This is a genomic window from Pseudomonas sp. SID14000, from assembly GCF_002165135.1.
In the GTDB taxonomy this organism is placed as follows: Bacteria; Pseudomonadota; Gammaproteobacteria; order Pseudomonadales; family Pseudomonadaceae; genus Aquipseudomonas.
Map to the genome: position 1 here is coordinate 392,397 of NZ_NFZQ01000002.1, position 18,486 is coordinate 410,882.

Below are 18,486 nucleotides of genomic sequence, written 5' to 3' on the forward strand. Positions count from 1 at the left end.
ATACCGGCCCCTTCGCAGCACAAGGCTGCTCCTACAGGTCAGAGCCCAATGGCACTGATAGTCAGTGAATCGCTACAGGGTTGATGTTTACCTGGGTCGAGCCCTTGTACAGCGGCTGCCCCAGCACGAACAGGAACTCGAACGCCTTGTCCTTGACCAGCGCACGGGTGTCGATCAGCTCCAGGTTGTAGATGCCACGCTTGGCCAGCATGAACTGGTTGACCGGGAATTCTTCACCGGTAGGGTTCGGGTACACCTCCGATGCCCAGGTGTCGCCACCAAAGGCAACGATGCCCTGGTCCGCCAGCCACTCGGCCGCCGGCAGGTCGATGCCCGGTTCGGTGGCGAGGAACTGCTGGTTGTCCTTGCCGATCAGTTCCAGCCAACCGGTGTTGAACAGCACCACGTCACCCTTGCGCAGGGTAATGCCTTCTTTCTTCAGCACGGCCTTGATGTCATCGACGGTGATCGAGGTGCCGCCCGGCACGATGGCCTTGCCATAGTGCGCGGTCATGTCCAGCACCACACCGCGGGTGACCATGGGCGGTACTTTTTCCACACCCAGCTTGGTCACGCCTTCGACGGTGACGAAGTCGGCAGCCTTGTTGCCGTTGTAGTAGACGTTGTCGATACCGATATGGCCGATGCTGTTGAGCTGGGTGCCGACGCCGGTCCAGCCGTTGACCAGTTCATCGTTGAAGCTGAACTTGTTGCGGCCCAGGGTCTGGCCGGCCTGCTCGCCAGGCTGGATGTTGTACAGGTGGAAGCTGCGGTGGCGGAAGGCCGGCAGGTCTTTGCTGACCGGCACGGCCAGCGGGTAGGTCTTGCCGGTCTTGACCAGGCCGACCGCCTGCTTGACCACTTCGGGAGTGAGCAGGTTGGCGGCGCCGATTTCATCCTGTTTGCCGTAGGGTGAGGTCTGCCAGTCGGCGGCCAGGGTGGCCTGGGCAGTACTCGCCAGGGCGACGGCGAGCAGCAGGGGCTTGAAGCGTTGCATCGGGTACTCCTGATAGTGAGGCGTTGTCAGGAGTAGATTCTGCGCAGGGCCACCTGTGGGAAAAAGCGGCTCGGGGGACAATGACTTTTGCTTGCCGGTCAACAACCATCCTCGTGCAACGCCAGGCTCTGGCGCAGCTGCTCGAGCATGGCCTGGCGCAGTACCAGTGGTGCCTGCACGCGGATCGAGCCGGCCTGGGAAAGCAGCCAGCCCATCAGCGCGCGGTTGTCGTCGACGGTGGCTATCAGCCTGGCGCCGCCGTCCGCTTGCGGTTTCAGTTGCATATCTGCCGACAGGGGTGACGCATCCAGGCGCCGGGCCAGCGCGTCGTCGACCCAGGCGTGCAACTCGATCTGTTTCGGGGATGTGAGCGCATCGGGCTGCAGTTGCTGCGCTTCGCCCAGGCTCAGGCCCGGTTGCCAGTACCAGCCGTAGGGCATGCCCTTGCTGTTGCACTGCAGCGGGAACAGCGCCGCGAGCTCGATCAGGTCGCGTTCGACAGTGCGTTTGCTGGTGGTATGGCCCGCGGTTTTCAGAGCTGCCTGCAACTGGGTGGAACTCATCCCCGGGTGACGGCCGGGCAGCAGCTTGAGCAACTGCCACTGGCGGGCGATGGTGTGACGGGTAGGGTGGCTGGGCAAAGGGCTCGTCCTTGAAGGCAGGCATGAAGCCTGCCTTGGATAGTGGCGTTTAGCTATCGCCCAGCATACCTTGTCACCGAATGGTATCCAAGTTCTCGCACACGGCCTTTAGTAGAGGCGCGTCCCCCCTGCGCCTTTGCCCTCTTTCGGCAGAGCACCCCCCGGTTGAATTCAGATAGCCAGGCTGTCTACCACGCCGCCGTCGACGCGCAGCGCTGCGCCCGTGGTAGCGGAGGAGTAAGGGGAGGCGAGGTACACGGCCAGGTGGGCGACTTCGTCGACATCGGCGGCGCGCTGGATGATCGAGCTCGGTCGTGCGGTACGCACGAAGTTGTCGGCTTCTTCACGAATGCTGCGCCCGGACGCCTGGGCTGCATCGGCTACCAGCGCGGCCACGCCATCGGTCAGGGTCGGGCCGGGCAGCACGGCGTTCACGGTTACCCCGGTGCCGGCCAGGCGCTTGGCCAGACCATGCGAAACCGCCAGGTTGGCAGCCTTGGTGACGCCGTAGTTGATCATGTCTGCAGGGATGGCAATACCCGACTCCGAGGAGATGAACAGGATCCGCCCCCAACCTTTCTCCACCATGCCCGGGGCATAGTGGCGAGCCAGGCGCACGCCGCTCAGCACGTTGGTGTCGTAGAAGCGCGTCCACTCGCTGTCGGGCACCTCGAAGAAGTCGACGTCGTCGTAGATGCCCAGGTTGTTGACCAGGATGTCGGCCCGTGGGTGGGCGGCGAACAGGGTTTCGGCACCGGCGGCGGTGCCCAGGTCGGCGACCACGCCGTGGATCTGCCCACGGCCGCCTTGCTCGCGCAGTTCGGCCAGGGCGGCATCCAGCGACTTCTGGCTGCGGCCGGCAATGACTACGTCAGCGTTGGCGCGGGCCAGGCCGCGGGCGATAGCCAGGCCAATACCGCCGGTCGAGCCGCTGATGATGGCGGTGCGTCCGCCGAGGTCGATGTTCATGGAATGGCTCCTGTGGGTGAGTTGCATCGATGGAGCCATCCTAGTGATGCGCAATGAGACTGTAAAAGACGGAATTCGACTTAGTTCAGACCTGTATCGACTTGTCGAGCCTTGCGTCTGCCAAGGCCAGCACCCGCTCGCGGAAAATGCCCACGATTGGCCGCAAGTCGACCTGGTGCCAGACCGCCCATAACTGCTCGCTGGGCTGGAACCAGTCCAGCTGGCGCAGCACCACGGTCGGCCCGGCGCTGGCCGACAGGCTGCTTTGCACCATGGCCAGCCCCAGGCCGGCGGACACCAGGCCTAGCACGCTCAACGGGTCGTTGGCCTCCAGCGACAGGCGCGGGGTGAAGCCGGCATCGCCACAGCGGGCGATGAAATCGTCACGCTTGTGGCCCTGGTCGGGCTGGCCACCGGTGATGATCCAGTCCTGTTCGTGCAGGTCGGCGGGGGTCAGCTCGGCCTTGCTGGCCAGCGGGTGCGCGGCCGGGATGGCGAGCAGCAGTGGGTCATCCAGCACCGGCTGGCCGCGCAGGTCGGGGTCATTCTTTGGCGGCGGCTCGCAAACCAGGGCAATGTCCAGGCTGCGCTGACGCAGGCCTTCGAACTGTTCGTTGGGGGTCATGTTGTACAGCGCAATGTGAATGTTCGGGCGCTCGCCCCGAATCGCCCGCACAGCGCCCGGCAGCACGCCGGCATGGATGGCATGGTTGACGTAACCGATGCACAGCCCGCCTTCCTCGCCACGGCCCAGGCGCTTGCCCAGCGATTCCAGGCGGTCGGCATGCTTGAGCAGGCCACGCGCCTCGGCCAGGAAGGTGCGACCGTCCCTGGTCAGGTACAGGCGCTGGTTGCGCCGTTCGAACAGGGCCAGGCCCAGGTTGTTTTCCAGCTGGGCGATCTGCCGGCTGAGGGGAGATTGGGAAATATGCAGCTGCTCGGCGGCCCGGCCGACGTTCTCGCATTCGGCGACGGCCACGAAGTAGCGCAACTGACGTAGATCTTGCATGAGACCTCCAGGGACTTAACTATTAGTAATTATGACTTGCGCGGTCTTGATCTTGCCAGCCTGGGATGCGTTCACTTCGTCGGTTAAGCATGCTGACCAGGACTTGGTGGTTTCAACGCAAGGGGAGGGCTTTGCCCTCCATTCGCGGGCAACCCAAAAGATTGACCCTTTTGCAACAGCCCAGTCGCAACCTTTGCTTCCAGATCAAAACTCATTGTCCCGCCCCTACCTTTTTCCCATCTCCATGTCCCTCGAGAATTCACCCATCCCAACCTTCCACAGGTGATTCTCAAATGCCTCTCGCCTTGACCGTACTGGCCTGGGGCGCGGTGGCCTTCGGCAATGTGCCAGGCCTGCAGGTGTACGTGGTACAGCAGGCGGAAAAGGTCGCCCCCGACGCCGTCGACGTGGCTGCCGGTTTCAATATCGCCGCCTTCAACCTGGGTGTGGCCGGTGGTTCCTGGGGCGGTGCCCAGGTGGTGCAACAGCTCGGCCTCGGCCACACCCCGTGGATCGCCGCGCTGGTCACCCTCGGTGCCCTGGCCCTGACCCTGTACAGCGGCCGCCTCGACCGCCGCGTACCTGCCCAGCCACAACCTGTCGTCAGCCGCGCCTGACCCCTGATTCGACTTACGGAGATGCTCGCCATGACTCAAGATCCGCTGTTCCAACCCCTGCAATTCGGCGCCCTGAACCTGCCCAATCGCGTACTGATGCCGCCGATGACCCGTTCCCGCGCCGCCCAGCCGGGCGATGTACCGACCGCGCTGATGGCCGAGTACTACGCGCAACGCGCCAGTGCCGGGCTTATCGTCAGTGAAGGCACCTGGATCTCGCCACTGGGCAAGGGCTACGCCCGCACCCCGGGCATTTACACCCAGGCACAGATCGATGGCTGGCGCCTGGTCACCGAGGCGGTGCATGCCGCGGGCGGGCGCATCTTCGCCCAGCTCTGGCACGTCGGCCGCCTCAGCCACAGCAGCCTGCTCGGCGGCCAGGCACCGGTGTCGTCCTCGGCGATGCAAGCCGAAGGCGTGAATGTGTTCATCGACAATGCCGACGGCACCCCAGGCTTTGTCCAGGCCTCCCGGCCGCGCGCGTTGAGCGAAGCGGAAATTGCCGAGATCATCGATCAGTACCGCCAGGCTGCGCGCAATGCCATGGCGGCCGGTTTTGACGGTGTCGAGTTGCACGCGGCCAATGGTTACCTGGTCAACCAGTTCCTCGATTCCGGCGCCAACGACCGCACCGACCGCTATGGTGGTTCATTGGAAAACCGCCTGCGTTTCCTCGACCAGGTCACCCGCGCGCTGGTCGAAGGCACGGGCAACGCCCAGCGTGTAGGTGTACGCCTGGCGCCGCTGACCACGCTCAATGGTTGTGTCGATGCCGACCCGGTCACCACCTATACCGCAGCGGCCCGGCGCCTGGGCGAGATCGGCATCGGCTACCTGCACATTGCCGAAGCCGACTGGGATGACGCGCCGGACATGCCGGTGGACTTCAAGCAACAACTGCGGACGGTGTTCCCAGGGGTAATGGTGTATGCCGGCAAGTACACCGGCGAACGTGCGCGGCGTGCACTGGAGGAGGGCTGGGCTGACCTGGTCGGGTTCGGCCGGCCTTTCGTGGCCAACCCGGATCTGCCGGCACGGCTGAAGCTGAATGCGCCCCTGGCCGAGCACGAGCGGGCCACGCTGTTCGGTGGTGATGCCCGTGGCCTGACTGACTACCCGGTCATGGCAACAGCCTGACCCCGGCCGCTCCTCATCGAACTGCACATGACTCATCGAGTTGGCAGGGACCCTGTGGGAGCGGCTTTAGCCGCGAACACCGGCGCAGCCGGTGCCAGGCACCGTGTGGGATTCTTCGCGGGCACGCCCGCTCCCACACGGTACGCGGACCGCCTGCGAACTCAGTTCTCTGCGCGGCAGCGCAGTCCAAAGGGCTGGGCGATCTCCCACAAAGACCGCATTTCGGCTGTCATGTCCACCTCTGAGCCTGAGTGGTGATGACTTGTGGGTGTCCTGTATCCAGACCCAAATAGGGCGCTCTATCTAGGCCACTCCGTGGCGAACAGATCAAGAAACAACTCACTGAGCGCCATCATGGCCATCAACCAAACACCGCACGCTGCCAATGTGCCTCGCTCACGATCGCAATGTTCGCGACCATTCCCTGTTCCTCGTTTCTATTCCGTCAGGATCACAGCATTGGCGTACTTTTCCTGGTCCGGTGTGAAGGTGGTTAGCATGCCGGTGTGTTTACAGGTCAGGGTGAGCTCTGTTCGCGTATCGATGAACAGGTCCTCGCCGCGAAGGCCCTGCCATTGCGCCAGATACTTGAACGAGCCGTATTTCATCGGTTTCTTCAATGCGCGATCATGGCCACCTTTCCAACCTAGCACCGGAAGTGCACCATCGATGCAGTGCCGGGCAAGTTCTGGCTGGGTCAGGGCCCGCTCACGGCCAATCTCCCAGCACCGGATCAAGCCCTCGTCGGGCCCTTTCCATGCTTCTTCCCAAGTGATCAAGGGGCGGATGGGGTGATGAATTGGGCGTCGAATGACCCCGGTAGCTCGATCCATGACTGAGATTGTCCGTAACGTTCAGTTGGAGCGGATGCTACTAATTGGCCATCATCGTGTCCAGTTCTTCACCTCTTTGATGTCCCCTTGGGGCACCCTGATCGAAAGGGCCGTCTTGCAGGTGTATTACGTGCGACTCCGAATGATTGAGGCCTGTTCAACCATAGGTTGAAACGTGACTGGGGTGTAGTTGAAGTCTTTGGTTTTATAAATGTTTTGTCGCAGGATTTTGATTCTTGTGTATTGGTTATCTTGTTGTGGATTGGATATCGTGCTGACGGTTCCGCTATATGCTTTTACGATTTTCCGGGTTTTATTTGAAAAATGCTGGCCGAACGACAGTTGCCCGTTTGGTCCAGGTTCCCCAGAGTGACAAGCGATAACGTGTATTTTTTCGTAGCCATCAAAGCTGATTTTCTGGCGGGACAGGTGTTCGTAAAGTGCATCTGCATCCATTCCGGCGACCTTGGAATTTTTTCCGTGAGCATAGATGTTGAGCTCTTTCTTCTTCCAGAATCGTTTTCTGGACGTAAATACCCCCAGATTGGGCTCCCTCAGCAGAACCTTGGCCCGCATATGCCCCGTCGGATCAGAGGCATTTACAGGGTCCCCCGACAGGTAGGCGTAGCAGTTGATACCGCCAGCTGCGAATGGGCTCACTGAGTCCGGGCTTGTGAATCTCATCAGCATCGGGTTGTAACCGCGATAGCCGTTGCCTAGCAAGTAATCAGAGGTAACAGGATCGCAGTACTCTCCCTTGAATCCCGCCAGCATGCCCCCAGCCGCCTGAAAATATCCCCATGGATTGAAAGCTACCGGTGCCGTGCTGTTGATGGTCAACAGCGTCAAGGTTGAGCCTTTCACGTCACGCGCGAGCAGTTCTGTACGTTCACTGCCTGATTGTTTATGTACGAAGAGTAGTGCATGAACGTTAGTTCGCAGAATCGAAGATGTACCGTTATCGTGCAGGGTGGTGGCAATCTCATCATTGTTATATAGATATAGCATTCTTAGGGCTCCATTAATTTGTTATCTAGCCAGGTAATGGAGTCATTTATCTGAATCAATCGTTATGCGCTACTGGTAAAAAGCCAGGTGGTATTGTTGGTAATTGATGAGGTGCAGCGGCGCAATCTTGAATACCAAAGGGACAAGGCGGACAGCGGTGCCCTCACAGGAAGGACTAGCCCGAAACAAATGTGCGGGCTTGGCCCGCGAAGCGCCGCGCGAACGGCGCTCGGTCTCACAAGCACCGAAGATGTTGTGGCGAATACCCCGCCACACACATCTCCCCCTACATCCCACCCCGCCGCACATGCTTCACCAATACCTTCTCCAGCAACTCCCACATCGCCGGCTCCGTACTGAACGCCACGTTGAACCGCATCCACCCGGTCGCCTTGGCATCGACCATGAACAACTGCCCGGGTCCGAGCATGATGCCTTTCTCCAGCGCATCATCCAGCAACGCCGCGCTATCCGGAATCGCCGGGTGACGGGTCCAGATATACATTCCCTCATCCGACTCGATGAACAGTTCAAAGCCTAATCGATGCAAATGCCGGCCAACTTCCTGGTGTGCTTCGGCCAAGCGCTGGCGCAGGTGCTTGAGGTGCTTGCCATGATAGTTTCAGCGCCTGTGAGATCGAGCGCCGCCCGCGCGGCGCTTCGCGGGACAAGCCCGCTCCCACATCTGTTTCGGGCCAGTTATTCCTGTGCCAAATGGGTTGCAGCCTTGGTGCATGGCTGTAAATAGATGAAAAGCCGTTGCGCTTCCTCTCGATATCGAATGGAACAAACAAGGCGAGCCACGGTGAGCTCGCAGGAGGGATTGGCCCGAAACAGATGTGGGAGCGGGCTTGTCCCGCGAAGCGCCGCGCGGGCGGCGCTCGATCTCTCAGGCGCTGAAAGTGTTGTGGCGAACACCCCGCAATCCGTTACACCCCACCCCGCCGCACATGCTTCACCAATACCTTCTCCAACAACTCCCACATCGCCGGCTCGGTACTGAACGCCACGTTGAACCGCATCCACCCGGTCGCCTTGGCATCGACCATGAACAACTGCCCGGGCCCGAGCATGATGCCTTTCTCCAGCGCATCATCCAGCAACGCCGCGCTGTCCGGAATCGCCGGGTGGCGGGTCCAGATATACATCCCTTCATCCGACTCGATGAACAGCTCGAAGCCCAATCGATGCAGATGCCGGCCAACTTCCTGGTGCGCTTCGGCCAAGCGCTGGCGCAGGCGCTTGAGGTGCTTGCGCCAGCGCCCGTCGATGATCGCGGCATACACCACGCGCTCCATCACCTGTGAAGTGGTCAGGCCCGAGCGCATCTTCAGGTGCAGCAGCTTCTGCATCAGTTCGGGGTTGGCCAGCATGTAGCCAACGCGCACATTGGGCGAGATGCTCTTGGAGTAGCTCCCCACGTATACCACCTGCTGTAGGTGGTCGAGGCTGGCCAGGCATGGCTGCGGTTCGGCGACCATGTCGGCGTACAGGTTGTTCTCCACCAGGCGGAAGCCGTGCTGGCTGGCCAGTTGCAGCAGGCGGTGCAGCTGCGGCAGCGGGGTACGCGAGCAGGTCGGGCTGTGCAGGTGCGGCTGTGTGAAGAACGCAGTGGGGCGGTGATGGGTGAGCAACTGCTCCAGCTGGTTCAGGTCGTAGCCGGCCGGTGTGCGCGGCACGCCGACCAGGGTCGCGCCCTGGGTACGCAGGATGCTCATCAGGTTGGGGTAGCCGGGGTCGTCCACCAGCACCACGTCGCCCGGGCGCACCAGCGTACGCGCGGCCAGGTCCAGGGCCTGGCTGGCGCCGTGGGTAAGCATCAGCTGCGCCGGGTTGGCGACGATCGACAGTTCCTGCTGCAGGTTCTGCGCGGTCAATGCGCGAAGCTCCGGCAGGCCCATGGGGTCGCCGTAACCCGACAGCTCCAGCGGGCTGCCAGCCACCTGGCGCAGGCCGCGGCGCAGGCCGTCTTCGTACATCCAGTCGTTAGGCAGCCAGCCGCACCCCGGCTTGAACGGCAACTGGCGGATTTCGAAGATCTGTTGCAGGTACCACTCGGAGTTGAACGTTGGTCGACTGGTATCAGCCTCGGCATTGTGCTGGTCCAGCAGTTCGCCCGCCGCGCGGTTGACGAAGAACCCCGCATTGCCCCGGCTTACCAGCAGGCCCTGGGCGACCAGACGGTCGTAGGCCTCGACCACGGTGAAGGTGCTCACCGAATAGCTCGCGGCAAAGGCGCGAATCGAGGGGACTTTGGCGCCTGGCTTGAGGGTCTGGTTGTCGATCAGCTCGCGCAGCCCGTCGATGATCTGGTTCACCAGCGGGGTCGAGGAGTCTGGATGTAATTCGAACATTCGGGGCCTTCAGGGTGCGTATCGCCCGGCGTTTGCAAGGTGTATTGCATGGGCGACCTGTACAGTGCAGTGCGAGTTTCATGCCACTGTGCATGGCTCTCTGCGTCGGACATTTTTACATTAGGTGTCAGATATCGCCACCTAAAGCATGTTCAGTTCGCCCCAGGCGCCAGCTCTGGGGCGCGTCAGCAGGCCGCCATGGAAGGCCTGCGTGTGTTCGCTCACACCATCCTGCGCGCATTAGCACTGATGTACAGGTGAAACCGCCAGCCATCGGGTTTCACAGTTTTCCTTGGATAAAAAGAAGCACGGGGTACACAACTGATGGACGCAACATCCACAACCACCACCGCGAAAAGCGGGCACGAGAGCAAGCTCAGTGCCTCGCTGAAGTCGCGCCACCTGACGATGATGTCGATCGCCGGGGTTATCGGCGGCGCCTTGTTCGTCGGTTCCGGCAGCGTGATTCACAGCGCCGGCCCAGCCGCTGTCCTGGCCTACCTGGCAGGCGGCATCCTGGTGGTGCTGATCATGCGCATGCTGGGTGAAATGGCGACTTCCTCGCCAGACACCGGTTCGTTCTCCACCTACGCCGATCGCGCCATTGGCCGTTGGGCCGGTTTCACCATCGGGTGGCTGTACTGGTGGTACTGGGTCATCCTCATGGCCTGGGAAGCTTATGTGGCGGGCAAGATCCTGCATGGTTTCTTCCCCGACGTCAGCGTCAACGTGTTCGTGCTGGCCACGACCCTGTTGCTGATTACCGTCAACTTCTTCAACGTCAAGCACTACGGTGAGTTCGAGTTCTGGTTCGCCTTGATCAAGGTGATCGCGATCGTCTGCTTCCTGATCGTGTGTACCGCTGCGGTGCTGAACATCTGGCAGTTCGGTGAAGTGCGTGGCATCAGCCACCTCACCGCCGAAGGTTTCATGCCCAACGGCATCACCACCGTGGTCGGTGCCTTGCTCGGGGTGATGTTCGCCTTCCTCGGTGCAGAAATCGTCACCATCGCTGCAGCTGAAGCCAAGGACCCGGCCGCGCAGATCGTCAAGGCGACCAACTCGGTGGTCTGGCGTGTGTGCCTGTTCTACGTGGGGTCGATCTTCCTGATCGTTTGCCTGGTACCGTGGAACGACCCGCACCTGGGCGCTTCCGGCTATGGCGCCTACCGCCGCACCCTTGAACTGCTGGGCGTGCCATATGCCGAGCTGCTGATGAACTTCGTGGTGCTGACCTCGGTGAGCAGCTGCCTGATCTCGGGCCACTACACCGCTTCGCGCATGCTGTTCTCCCTGGCCCAGCGTGGCGACGCGCCGTCGTTCTTCAAGATCACCCGCGCCGGCACCGGTGTACCGGTGTACGCGATCATGGGCTCGTGCGCCGTGGCCGTGGTGTGCGCGTTGATCAACTTCAGCGAGACCCTGCGCCCGAAAGACGTGCTGGAAACCCTGATGAACACCACCGGCATGATCGCCCTGCTGGTGTACCTGGTGATTGCCTTCTCGCAGTTGCGCATGCGCCGCAAGCTGATTGCCGAAGGCAAGGAAGTACGTCTGAAGATGTGGCTGTTCCCGTGGCTGACCTACCTGGTGATCGCGTTCATCGTGGCCGCCCTGGTGACCATGGCCTTCATGCCTGACTACCAGATCCTGGTGATCTCCACCGGTATCGCTGCAGCAATCGTGGTAGCGATGGGTGTGGTGCACCAGATCCGTACTGGCAAGCAGCACTAAGCGTCACTCGCTTTCGAAACGGCCGGTTCCCTTGGGTATCCGGCCGTTTTGCGTTGTTGGGCCTAGGGTATATGGCAGCCCGTTACATGGCATATGCTGAACACATTGCCCGCCCAAAGGAGCTTCACATGGCCTGGTCCGCCACCCAGTATTCGCAGTTTGAAGACGAGCGTACCCGCGCCGTGCGCGATTTGCTCGCCGCTGTGCCGGCACGCCCGGTACGCCACGCCACCGACCTGGGCTGTGGCCCCGGTAATTCTACCGAGGTGCTGCTGCAACGGTGCCCGGATGCCCAGGTGACGGCCCTGGACAGCGACCCGGACATGATCGACAAGGCGCGCGAGCGCAAACGGCTGTGCATCCCCCGCGTGCGCATGATCAATGCAGACATTACGGGCTGGTCCGCCCCCGAGCCGCAGGACCTGATCCTGGCCAATGCCTCGCTGCAATGGGTACCCGACCATGCCTCGCTGTATCCGCACCTGGTGCGCCAGCTGAGCGAAGGCGCGAGCCTGGCTGTGCAAACGCCGGACAACCTCGACGAGCCGGCCCATCGGCAACTGCGCGAAATCGCCAGCCAAGGTCCCTGGGCGGCGAAGTTTGCCGATTTCCAGCTGCCGCCACGGCACAGCGCGGCGTTTTACTACGACCTGCTCAGCCCGCTGTGTGCGCGGGTGGATGTGTGGCGTACCACCTACCATCACCCGTTGGCCGGCGGCGCCGAAGCCGTGGTGGAATGGTTCAAGGGTTCTGCCTTGCGTCCGTATCTGGGGCGGTTGGAGGCGCAGGAGCAGGTGGATTTCCTGCAGATGTACCTGCAGGCGATGCAGCGCGACTACCCGCCGGCCACCGATGGCAAGGTGCTGTTGCCGTTCCCGCGGCTGTTCGTAATCGCTACCCGCTAGGGCGGCGCCAGCGCCAGGCCACGTAACTGTAGATGCCGAGGTTGAGCAGCAGCACCAAAGTGCCAAGCAGCAGCTGGATGTGCGGGGTCAGCCCGGCGGGGTAGATCAACGGCCAGATGTAGTGCTCGACGAAGCCCCCCTGGTAGCCTGCGTCACCGGCAGCGCTGCGCATGCGGTTTTCCCAGGTGGTCAGCGGGCAGCCCAGGTGCAGGCATTCCACCGCCAAGCCCCAGGCCAGGACCGGCAGGTGCAGCAGCAGGGCAGGGCGCCAGCGCAGCACCAGCAGGCCGCCGAACAGCACCAGCAGGATGAAGGCCAGGTGCAGCAAGACCAAGGCGTCGGCGGCAAGGCGGTAGAGCATGGGGAGTTGTTTTGTGAATTGAGTTCTTCCCAGCATAGATGGGTTGCCTGTACTGGCCTCTTCGCGGGTAAACCCGCTCCCACAGGTACTCCACGGAACCTGAGAACTGTGGGGGATCTGTGGGAGCGGGTTTACCCGCGAAGAGGCCGGCACAGGCTTACAGCCCTTCCTCCACCATCTGCAGGAAGGTCGCCACCACTCGCCGCGTGCGCTGTTCACTCAGGCACACCAGTGTCTCGGTCAGGTGTCGCTGGCAATCGACGATCGGCAACGCACACACCCGCGCATCCGCACCAAACTCCGCCGCCGACACCACCCCTACACCAATCCCCACCACCACCGCTTCCCGCGCCGCTTCCCGGCCTTCCACCTGGATCGCCGGGCGAACCCGCAGCCCGGCCCGTTGCATCTCTTCTTCCAGCGTCTGCCGCGTCACCGAACCGGGCTCGCGCAGTACCAGCGGCATGTCGTCCAGGTCCGCCAGGCTGATCGAGCCGCGGCTGGCCCATGGGTGCTGGTGGGAAACGAACGCCACCATCGGGTCGCGGCGTAGCGGCAGGCAGTGCAGCCGCTCATCGTCAACGTCCCGCCCCAGCAGGGCCAGGTCGGCCTGGTAGCTGAACAGCCGGGCCAGCGACTCGTCGGTGTTGCCGGTCTCGATCTTCACCTGGATGCCCGGGTAGCGCTGGCAGAAGCGGGCGATCTGCGGCAGTACATGCACCGGCGCATCCACCGCCAGTACCAGGCTGCCGGTGTGCAGCGCACGCGAATCCTGCAGCAGTTCATGGGCTTCGGCCTCGCAGGCGAACAGACGCTGGCTGATGCCCAGCAGGCGCTCGCCGAGGTCGGTGAGCTGCACTGAGCGCTTGTTGCGGTGGAACAGCAACACGCCGAAGCGTTCCTCCAGTTTGCGCACCTGGTCCGACACCGCGGGCTGGGTAAGAAACAGCTTTTCGGCAGCGCGGGTAAAGCTGCCGTGCACCGCCACGGCATGGAAGGCCTTGAGTTGTGCGTGGGAAACCGACATGGCCACCTCAGTAACAAGCTGAGCTTATGTGTGAAATACGATAAATCGATTTTATTTATCTTAGCGCAACTGTTTCCATGCATGTCAGCCCGACGCTGGCACCACAAGTACCGCCAGGGCCATGGCACCCACACGGCGCCATCTGACCGGATGACAGCCTCGTCATCGCTGTGCGTAACACAAGAACAAGACAGGCGTTTCTTCACATTCTGCCGGCACACTTGAGCAAGAGGTCAGACTTACATGAATCACTCCCTAGCCGCGTTCAAACGCTGGCGCATCCAGATTTTCGCCATTACCTGGCTGGCTTACGCCGCCTTCTACTTCACCCGCAAAGCCTTCTCGGTGGCCAAGCTGGGCATCGGTGAAGACCCCGACTTCATGCTCGACAAGGCCGCCATGGCCAACCTCGACGCCATCTACCTGGCCGCCTACGCCGTGGGCCAGTTCACCTGGGGTATGCTTGCCGACCGCTTCGGCCCGCGCGTGGTGGTGCTCGGCGGCCTGCTGATTTCTGCTGCTGCTGCGGTGGTGATGGGCAGCTACGCCACGTTCCCGATCTTCGCCACCTGCATGCTCGTGCAGGGCCTGGCGCAGTCCACCGGTTGGGCCGGGTTGTGCAAGAACATCGGCAGTTTCTTCCCCGCTTCGCAGCGTGGGCGGGTGCTGGGCCTCTGGAGCTCCTGCTATGCCTTCGGCGGTCTGGTGGCCTCGCCGTTCGCCGGCTGGTGGGCCTATACCCTGGTCGGTAGCTGGCACGCGGCGTTCTTCTCCAGTGCCGCAGTGGTGGCGCTGGTGGCCGTGCTGTTCTTCTTCCTGCAACGCAACAAGCCTGAAGACGTCGGCCTGCCGGCGGTGGAGCCCGAGCCGCAAAGCATGGCCCCGGCCAGCAACCTGTGCAGCGTGTGGGCGCCGCTGAAAGAGATCCTGCGCAACCGCACGGTGCTGACCCTGGGGCTGGCGTACTTCCTGTTGAAGCCTGCGCGCTACGCCATCCTGCTGTGGGGGCCGGTGATCGTCTTCGAGCAGATGCCCTCGGTGGGTAAGGTAGGTGCAGCGATTATCCCGACAGCCTTCGAACTGGCCGGGCTGCTCGGCCCAATCATCATCGGCCTGGCCTCTGACAAGCTGTTTGGCGCCCGGCGCATGCCGGCCTGTGTCATCAGCCTGCTGCTGCTTACCGTGGCCCTGGCAGTGTTCATGGCGGCCATGCACACCGGCAGCGTGATCCTGGTAGTGGGCCTGCTGTTCGTCATGGGCCTGACCTTGTATGGGCCGGACTCGATGATCAGCGGCGCTGCGGCCATCGACTTCGGCACCGCCAAGGCCGGTGCCACCGCGGCTGGCTTCGTCAACGGCTGTGGCTCGGTGGGGGCGGTGCTGGGCGGGCTGCTGCCGGGGTACTTCGATGGGGTCACGGTGTTCATCGTGTTCGCCGGCTGCGCGCTGTTCTCGGCGCTGGTGCTGCTGCCGCACTGGAACAGCCGCCCGGCCAGCGCTGCGCAAAGCACCGACGTGGCACCGAATACCAGCATGGCAATCAAGCCACTGCGTACCTGAAAGGAAAGCAAGCGAATGAGACCCTTCTGGCTGCAACAGGCCCTGGATTCGGCGCAAGAGGCGGTGTGCCCGCCGCTACAAGGCGATGCCCGTTGCGATGTGTGCATCGTCGGCGGCGGCTACACCGGCCTGTGGACCGCACTGATGCTCAAGGAGGCGGTGCCGGCCCTGGATATCGTACTGATCGAGGCCGATATCTGCGGTGCCGGTGCCAGTGGTCGCAATGGTGGCTGCGCGTTGTCCTGGTCGGCCAAGTACTTCACCCTCGAGCGGCTGTTCGGGGTGGCCGAGGCGGTGCGCCTGGTGCGTGAATCGGAGCGCAGCATCGGTGAAATCGGTGCGTTCTGCGCGGCCAATGGCATCGACTGCGACTACCGCCTGGACGGCACGCTGTACACCGCCACCAACGCCGCCCAGGTCGGCGCCACCGACGCGGTGATCGCTGCGCTGGAGCACAAGGGAATCAATTCGTTTCGCCGCCTGCCGCTACAGCAGGTGCAGCGCCTGGCAGGTTCGGCGCGGCATCTGGAAGGCTGGTTCTCGCCGGCCGCGGCCACTGTGCAACCCGGCAAGCTGGTGCGCGGCCTGCGCCGGGTGGCCTTGCAGCGCGGCGTGCGCATCCATGAGGGCTCCGCCATGACCGGCCTGGAGCACGGCGCCCAGGTGCAGGTGCGCACGGCCCATGGCACGGTACGCGCCGACCGCGTGGTCTTGGGCCTGAATGCCTGGATGGCGCGGGCTTTCCCGCAGTTCGAGCGCAGCGTGGCGATTGTTTCCAGCGACATGGTGATCACCGAACCTTGCCCCGAACTGCTGCACCAGGTCGGCCTCGACAGTGGCATCAGCGTGCTCGATTCGCGGATTTTCGTGCATTACTACCACAACACCTCCGATGGTCGGCTGATGCTCGGCAAGGGCGGCAATACCTTCGCCTATGGCGGGCGCATGTTGCCGGTGTTCGACCAACCGTCGCCGTACCAGCCACTACTGCGCGAAAGCCTGGGCGGTTTTTTCCCGGCGCTGGCCGAGGTGCCATTGGCGGCCAGCTGGAACGGGCCGTCCGATCGCTCGGTCACCGGTTTGCCGTTCTTTGGCCGGCTGGACGGGCAGGGCAACGTGTTCTACGGCTTTGGTTACTCCGGCAGCGGCGTTGGGCCGTGCCACATGGGCGGGCAGATTCTGTCGTCGCTGGCATTGGGGCTGGACAACCCATGGACCCGTTCGCCGCTGGTCAAGGGGCCGCTGGGGCTGTTTCCGCCCGAGCCGATCCGCTACCTGGGCTCGCTGATGGTGCGCAATGCCATCCGCCGCAAGGAGCGGGCCGAGGACCGTGGGCTGCGGCCGCGGAGGCTGGATGTGCGCCTGGCGCGGTTTGCCGCGGCGGCGGGCAAAGCCGATAAAGGCTGATGAGATTTCTTGTCGAACACCGGCCAGAGGGCGTATAAACTGCACCCACTTTTGGCCGGTCGCTTCCTGAACCGGCCGCTGAAACAAGAGAGTCGACATGGGCGCACAGTGGAAAGCCAAACATAAAGAAGCCGCGGCCAACGCCAAAGGCAAGATCATGGGCAAGCTGTCCAAAGAGATCCAGATCGCCGCCAAGTCCGGCGCCGACCCGGACATGAACCCACGCCTGCGCCTGGCCATCGAGCAGGCCAAGAAGGCCTCGATGACCCGCGAGACCCTGGAGCGCGCAATCCGCAAGGGCGCGGGCCTGGACGGCGATGCCGTGCAGTACTCGGCGGTAAGCTACGAAGGTTTCGCCCCGCACCAGGTACCGCTGATCGTCGAGTGCCTGACTGACAACGTCAACCGCACCGTCGCACAAATCCGCGTGCTGTTCCGCAAGGGCCAGCTGGGCGCCAGCGGTTCGGTGGCCTGGGACTTCAACCATGTCGGCCTGATCGAAGCCACCCCGAACGGCGACGCCGACCCGGAAATGGCGGCCATCGAAGCCGGTGCCCAGGACTTCGAGGAAGGTGACGAAGAGGGGTCGACCCTGTTCATCACCGACACCACCGACCTGGACGCGGTGCAGAAGGCCCTGCCGGAGCATGGCTTTACCGTGACTTCGGCGAAGATCGGCTACACCCCGAAAAACCCGGTGAGCGCGGCCAGCCTGAGTGCTGAAGCGCTGGCCGAGGTAGAAGCGTTCCTCGAGGCGATCGACGAGAACGATGACGTGCAGAACGTTTACGTTGGTCTGACTGACTGATCTGCGTGTCTGGGGCCGCTTTGCGGCCCATAGCGACATCAGGCCGCACCCACAGGGGAACGCATGACCCATGTGGGAGCGGCCTTGTGTCGCGAAACGAGGGCAAAGCCCTCGCCAGCGGTCTGGAGCCGAACCTCGATGAACCCCGCTTTCGCCTCCCTCAGCCTCGCCCACCTGCGCACCCTCGACCACCTGCTGCAGCTGAAGAACCTCAGCCACGCCGCCGAGCGCCTGGGCGTCAGCCAGTCTGCCCTTAGCCGCCAGCTGGCCAACCTGCGCGAAGCCTTCGACGACCCGTTGCTGGTGCGCCAGGGCCGCGGTTACGTGCTCAGCGAACACGCCGAAGCCCTGGTCGAACCCTTGCGCCAGGTCCTCGAAGAGCTGCATGCCCTGCGCCAGCCTGCAGTATTCGACCCGGCGCGTTGCGAGCGGCGCTTCTGCCTGGCCGCGTCAGACTATGTGGCCGAGCACATGCTGCCGTTGCTGGTGGCCGCGCTGGAGCGCGAAGCGCCGGGCGTATCGCTGGAGTACCGCACCTGGCAGGCCGGCCAGTACGCCTTGCTGGCCAGCGGCGAGATCGACCTGGCCACCACCTTGTTCGACGAGTCGCCACCTAACCTGCACGGGCGCCTGTTGGGCGAGGACCGCGCGGTGTGCCTGATGCGCCATGACCACCCGCTGGCCGCCCACGGCGCGCTCAGCCAGGCTGACTACCTGGCGCACAAGCATGTGCGTATTTCCGGCGGTGGCGACAAGGACAGCTTCATCGACCGCCACCTGCGCGCCCAGGGCCTGCAACGGCGGGTCAGCCTGGAAGTGCCATTCTTCTCCGCCACCGTGCAGGTGATCGCCAACAGCCAGGCGCTGGCTACTGTCCCCGAGCATATTGCCCGGCAGCTGTGCCGCTTGAATGACCTGGCCTGGCGGCCGCTGGGCTTCATCGACCACAGCCAGCGCTACTGGGTGGTATGGCACCAGCGCCTGCAGGCCTCGGCCGAGCACCGCTGGTTGCGCAACCGGGTGTTCGAGTTGTGGCGCCGGTCGCAGTTCGGCGTGCAGGGCGGGCATGCGGGTTTGCCATAGCAGCTATGCGCGAAGCGGGGTTATTCACTTTGGGAT

At 63.1% G+C, this 18,486-nt stretch carries 16 protein-coding genes and 2 pseudogenes; 8 read left to right on the top strand and 10 right to left on the bottom strand.

The window, feature by feature from the left end; genetic code table 11:
* Positions 1 to 61: 61 nt before the first annotated feature.
* The 4 genes from CAY82_RS04725 to CAY82_RS04740 all read right to left on the bottom strand — a co-directional run bounded on the left by CAY82_RS04725 (position 62) and on the right by CAY82_RS04740 (position 3,616).
* Positions 62 to 997 (bottom strand): cyclase family protein, encoded by a 936-nt coding sequence (locus CAY82_RS04725; RefSeq protein WP_087500134.1) that lies wholly within the window; start codon positions 995 to 997, stop codon positions 62 to 64.
* Positions 998 to 1,095: 98 nt separating this feature from the next.
* On the bottom strand, positions 1,096 to 1,638 hold the full coding sequence (locus CAY82_RS04730; RefSeq protein ID WP_087500135.1) for a WYL domain-containing protein: 543 nt from the start codon (positions 1,636 to 1,638) through the stop codon (positions 1,096 to 1,098).
* Positions 1,639 to 1,809: 171 nt separating this feature from the next.
* Positions 1,810 to 2,607 (bottom strand): SDR family NAD(P)-dependent oxidoreductase, encoded by a 798-nt coding sequence (locus CAY82_RS04735; protein ID WP_087500136.1) that lies wholly within the window; start codon positions 2,605 to 2,607, stop codon positions 1,810 to 1,812.
* A gap of 85 nt (positions 2,608 to 2,692) precedes the next feature.
* On the bottom strand, positions 2,693 to 3,616 hold the full coding sequence (locus tag CAY82_RS04740) for a LysR family transcriptional regulator (RefSeq protein ID WP_087500137.1): 924 nt from the start codon (positions 3,614 to 3,616) through the stop codon (positions 2,693 to 2,695).
* Between the two features lie 305 nt (positions 3,617 to 3,921).
* On the opposite strand from CAY82_RS04740, the pseudogene CAY82_RS04745 reads away from it, so the two are divergent.
* Positions 3,922 to 4,233, top strand: a pseudogene (locus CAY82_RS04745) (MFS sugar transporter); the annotation flags it as partial.
* 30 nt (positions 4,234 to 4,263) lie between these two features.
* On the top strand, positions 4,264 to 5,370 hold the full coding sequence (locus CAY82_RS04750; RefSeq protein ID WP_087500138.1) for an alkene reductase: 1,107 nt from the start codon (positions 4,264 to 4,266) through the stop codon (positions 5,368 to 5,370).
* A gap of 437 nt (positions 5,371 to 5,807) precedes the next feature.
* Here CAY82_RS04750 and CAY82_RS04755 read toward each other — a convergent pair whose 3' ends face one another.
* The 4 genes and pseudogenes from CAY82_RS04755 to CAY82_RS04770 all read right to left on the bottom strand — a co-directional run bounded on the left by CAY82_RS04755 (position 5,808) and on the right by CAY82_RS04770 (position 9,565).
* A complete protein-coding gene (locus tag CAY82_RS04755; RefSeq protein ID WP_087500139.1) occupies positions 5,808 to 6,203 on the bottom strand; it encodes a hypothetical protein in 396 nt (131 codons plus the stop codon).
* Between the two features lie 126 nt (positions 6,204 to 6,329).
* Positions 6,330 to 7,211 carry an RHS repeat-associated core domain-containing protein gene (locus CAY82_RS04760; RefSeq protein WP_087500140.1) on the bottom strand — a complete coding sequence of 294 codons (882 nt, stop codon included), beginning with the start codon at positions 7,209 to 7,211 and terminating at the stop codon, positions 6,330 to 6,332.
* A gap of 286 nt (positions 7,212 to 7,497) precedes the next feature.
* Positions 7,498 to 7,821, bottom strand: a pseudogene (locus tag CAY82_RS04765) (aminotransferase class I/II-fold pyridoxal phosphate-dependent enzyme); the annotation flags it as partial.
* Between the two features lie 319 nt (positions 7,822 to 8,140).
* Positions 8,141 to 9,565: a PLP-dependent aminotransferase family protein gene (locus CAY82_RS04770; protein WP_087500142.1), complete on the bottom strand. Its 1,425-nt coding sequence runs from the start codon at positions 9,563 to 9,565 to the stop codon at positions 8,141 to 8,143.
* A gap of 324 nt (positions 9,566 to 9,889) precedes the next feature.
* Here CAY82_RS04770 and CAY82_RS04775 point away from each other — a divergent pair, with 324 nt between their 5' ends.
* Together CAY82_RS04775 and tam are read left to right on the top strand one after the other, a co-directional pair.
* Entirely contained in the window at positions 9,890 to 11,299 is a 1,410-nt protein-coding gene (locus tag CAY82_RS04775) for an amino acid permease (protein ID WP_087500143.1), read from the top strand.
* A gap of 128 nt (positions 11,300 to 11,427) precedes the next feature.
* The gene (gene tam, locus CAY82_RS04780; RefSeq protein ID WP_087500144.1) at positions 11,428 to 12,204 is read left to right on the top strand and encodes a trans-aconitate 2-methyltransferase; all 777 of its coding nucleotides are present in this window, start codon (positions 11,428 to 11,430) and stop codon (positions 12,202 to 12,204) included.
* Here tam and CAY82_RS04785 read toward each other — a convergent pair.
* Both CAY82_RS04785 and CAY82_RS04790 read right to left on the bottom strand, forming a co-directional pair.
* Positions 12,194 to 12,565: a DUF2784 domain-containing protein gene (locus tag CAY82_RS04785; protein ID WP_087500145.1), complete on the bottom strand. Its 372-nt coding sequence runs from the start codon at positions 12,563 to 12,565 to the stop codon at positions 12,194 to 12,196. The genes tam and CAY82_RS04785 overlap by 11 nt on opposite strands.
* Before the next feature lie 157 nt (positions 12,566 to 12,722).
* Positions 12,723 to 13,592: a LysR substrate-binding domain-containing protein gene (locus CAY82_RS04790; RefSeq protein ID WP_087500146.1), complete on the bottom strand. Its 870-nt coding sequence runs from the start codon at positions 13,590 to 13,592 to the stop codon at positions 12,723 to 12,725.
* Positions 13,593 to 13,835: 243 nt separating this feature from the next.
* On the opposite strand from CAY82_RS04790, the gene CAY82_RS04795 reads away from it, so the two are divergent.
* The 4 genes from CAY82_RS04795 (at position 13,836) to CAY82_RS04810 (ending at position 18,450) form a co-directional block, all read left to right on the top strand.
* Complete coding sequence (locus CAY82_RS04795) at positions 13,836 to 15,152, top strand: MFS transporter (protein ID WP_087500147.1); 1,317 nt, start codon at positions 13,836 to 13,838, stop codon at positions 15,150 to 15,152.
* A gap of 15 nt (positions 15,153 to 15,167) precedes the next feature.
* Positions 15,168 to 16,559, top strand: a complete 1,392-nt coding sequence (locus tag CAY82_RS04800) for an FAD-dependent oxidoreductase (RefSeq protein ID WP_087500148.1) — start codon at positions 15,168 to 15,170, stop codon at positions 16,557 to 16,559.
* Between the two features lie 97 nt (positions 16,560 to 16,656).
* On the top strand, positions 16,657 to 17,367 hold the full coding sequence (locus CAY82_RS04805) for a YebC/PmpR family DNA-binding transcriptional regulator (protein ID WP_013972055.1): 711 nt from the start codon (positions 16,657 to 16,659) through the stop codon (positions 17,365 to 17,367).
* Between the two features lie 138 nt (positions 17,368 to 17,505).
* A complete protein-coding gene (locus CAY82_RS04810) occupies positions 17,506 to 18,450 on the top strand; it encodes a LysR family transcriptional regulator (protein WP_087500149.1) in 945 nt (314 codons plus the stop codon).
* The last annotated feature ends 36 nt before the right edge of the window (positions 18,451 to 18,486 follow it).

Excerpts from the sequence above, each read along its gene's own strand:
- CAY82_RS04725 (WP_087500134.1), bottom strand. The coding sequence starts at position 997 with ATGCAACGCTTCAAGCCCCTGCTGCTCGCCGTCGCCCTGGCGAGTACT.
- CAY82_RS04735 (WP_087500136.1), bottom strand. The coding sequence starts at position 2,607 with ATGAACATCGACCTCGGCGGACGCACCGCCATCATCAGCGGCTCGACC.
- CAY82_RS04740 (WP_087500137.1), bottom strand. The coding sequence starts at position 3,616 with ATGCAAGATCTACGTCAGTTGCGCTACTTCGTGGCCGTCGCCGAATGC.
- CAY82_RS04750 (WP_087500138.1), top strand. The coding sequence starts at position 4,264 with ATGACTCAAGATCCGCTGTTCCAACCCCTGCAATTCGGCGCCCTGAAC.
- CAY82_RS04755 (WP_087500139.1), bottom strand. The coding sequence starts at position 6,203 with ATGGATCGAGCTACCGGGGTCATTCGACGCCCAATTCATCACCCCATC.
- CAY82_RS04760 (WP_087500140.1), bottom strand. The coding sequence starts at position 7,211 with ATGCTATATCTATATAACAATGATGAGATTGCCACCACCCTGCACGAT.
- CAY82_RS04770 (WP_087500142.1), bottom strand. The coding sequence starts at position 9,565 with ATGTTCGAATTACATCCAGACTCCTCGACCCCGCTGGTGAACCAGATC.
- CAY82_RS04775 (WP_087500143.1), top strand. The coding sequence starts at position 9,890 with ATGGACGCAACATCCACAACCACCACCGCGAAAAGCGGGCACGAGAGC.
- tam (WP_087500144.1), top strand. The coding sequence starts at position 11,428 with ATGGCCTGGTCCGCCACCCAGTATTCGCAGTTTGAAGACGAGCGTACC.
- CAY82_RS04785 (WP_087500145.1), bottom strand. The coding sequence starts at position 12,565 with ATGCTCTACCGCCTTGCCGCCGACGCCTTGGTCTTGCTGCACCTGGCC.
- CAY82_RS04790 (WP_087500146.1), bottom strand. The coding sequence starts at position 13,592 with ATGTCGGTTTCCCACGCACAACTCAAGGCCTTCCATGCCGTGGCGGTG.
- CAY82_RS04795 (WP_087500147.1), top strand. The coding sequence starts at position 13,836 with ATGAATCACTCCCTAGCCGCGTTCAAACGCTGGCGCATCCAGATTTTC.
- CAY82_RS04800 (WP_087500148.1), top strand. The coding sequence starts at position 15,168 with ATGAGACCCTTCTGGCTGCAACAGGCCCTGGATTCGGCGCAAGAGGCG.
- CAY82_RS04805 (WP_013972055.1), top strand. The coding sequence starts at position 16,657 with ATGGGCGCACAGTGGAAAGCCAAACATAAAGAAGCCGCGGCCAACGCC.
- CAY82_RS04810 (WP_087500149.1), top strand. The coding sequence starts at position 17,506 with ATGAACCCCGCTTTCGCCTCCCTCAGCCTCGCCCACCTGCGCACCCTC.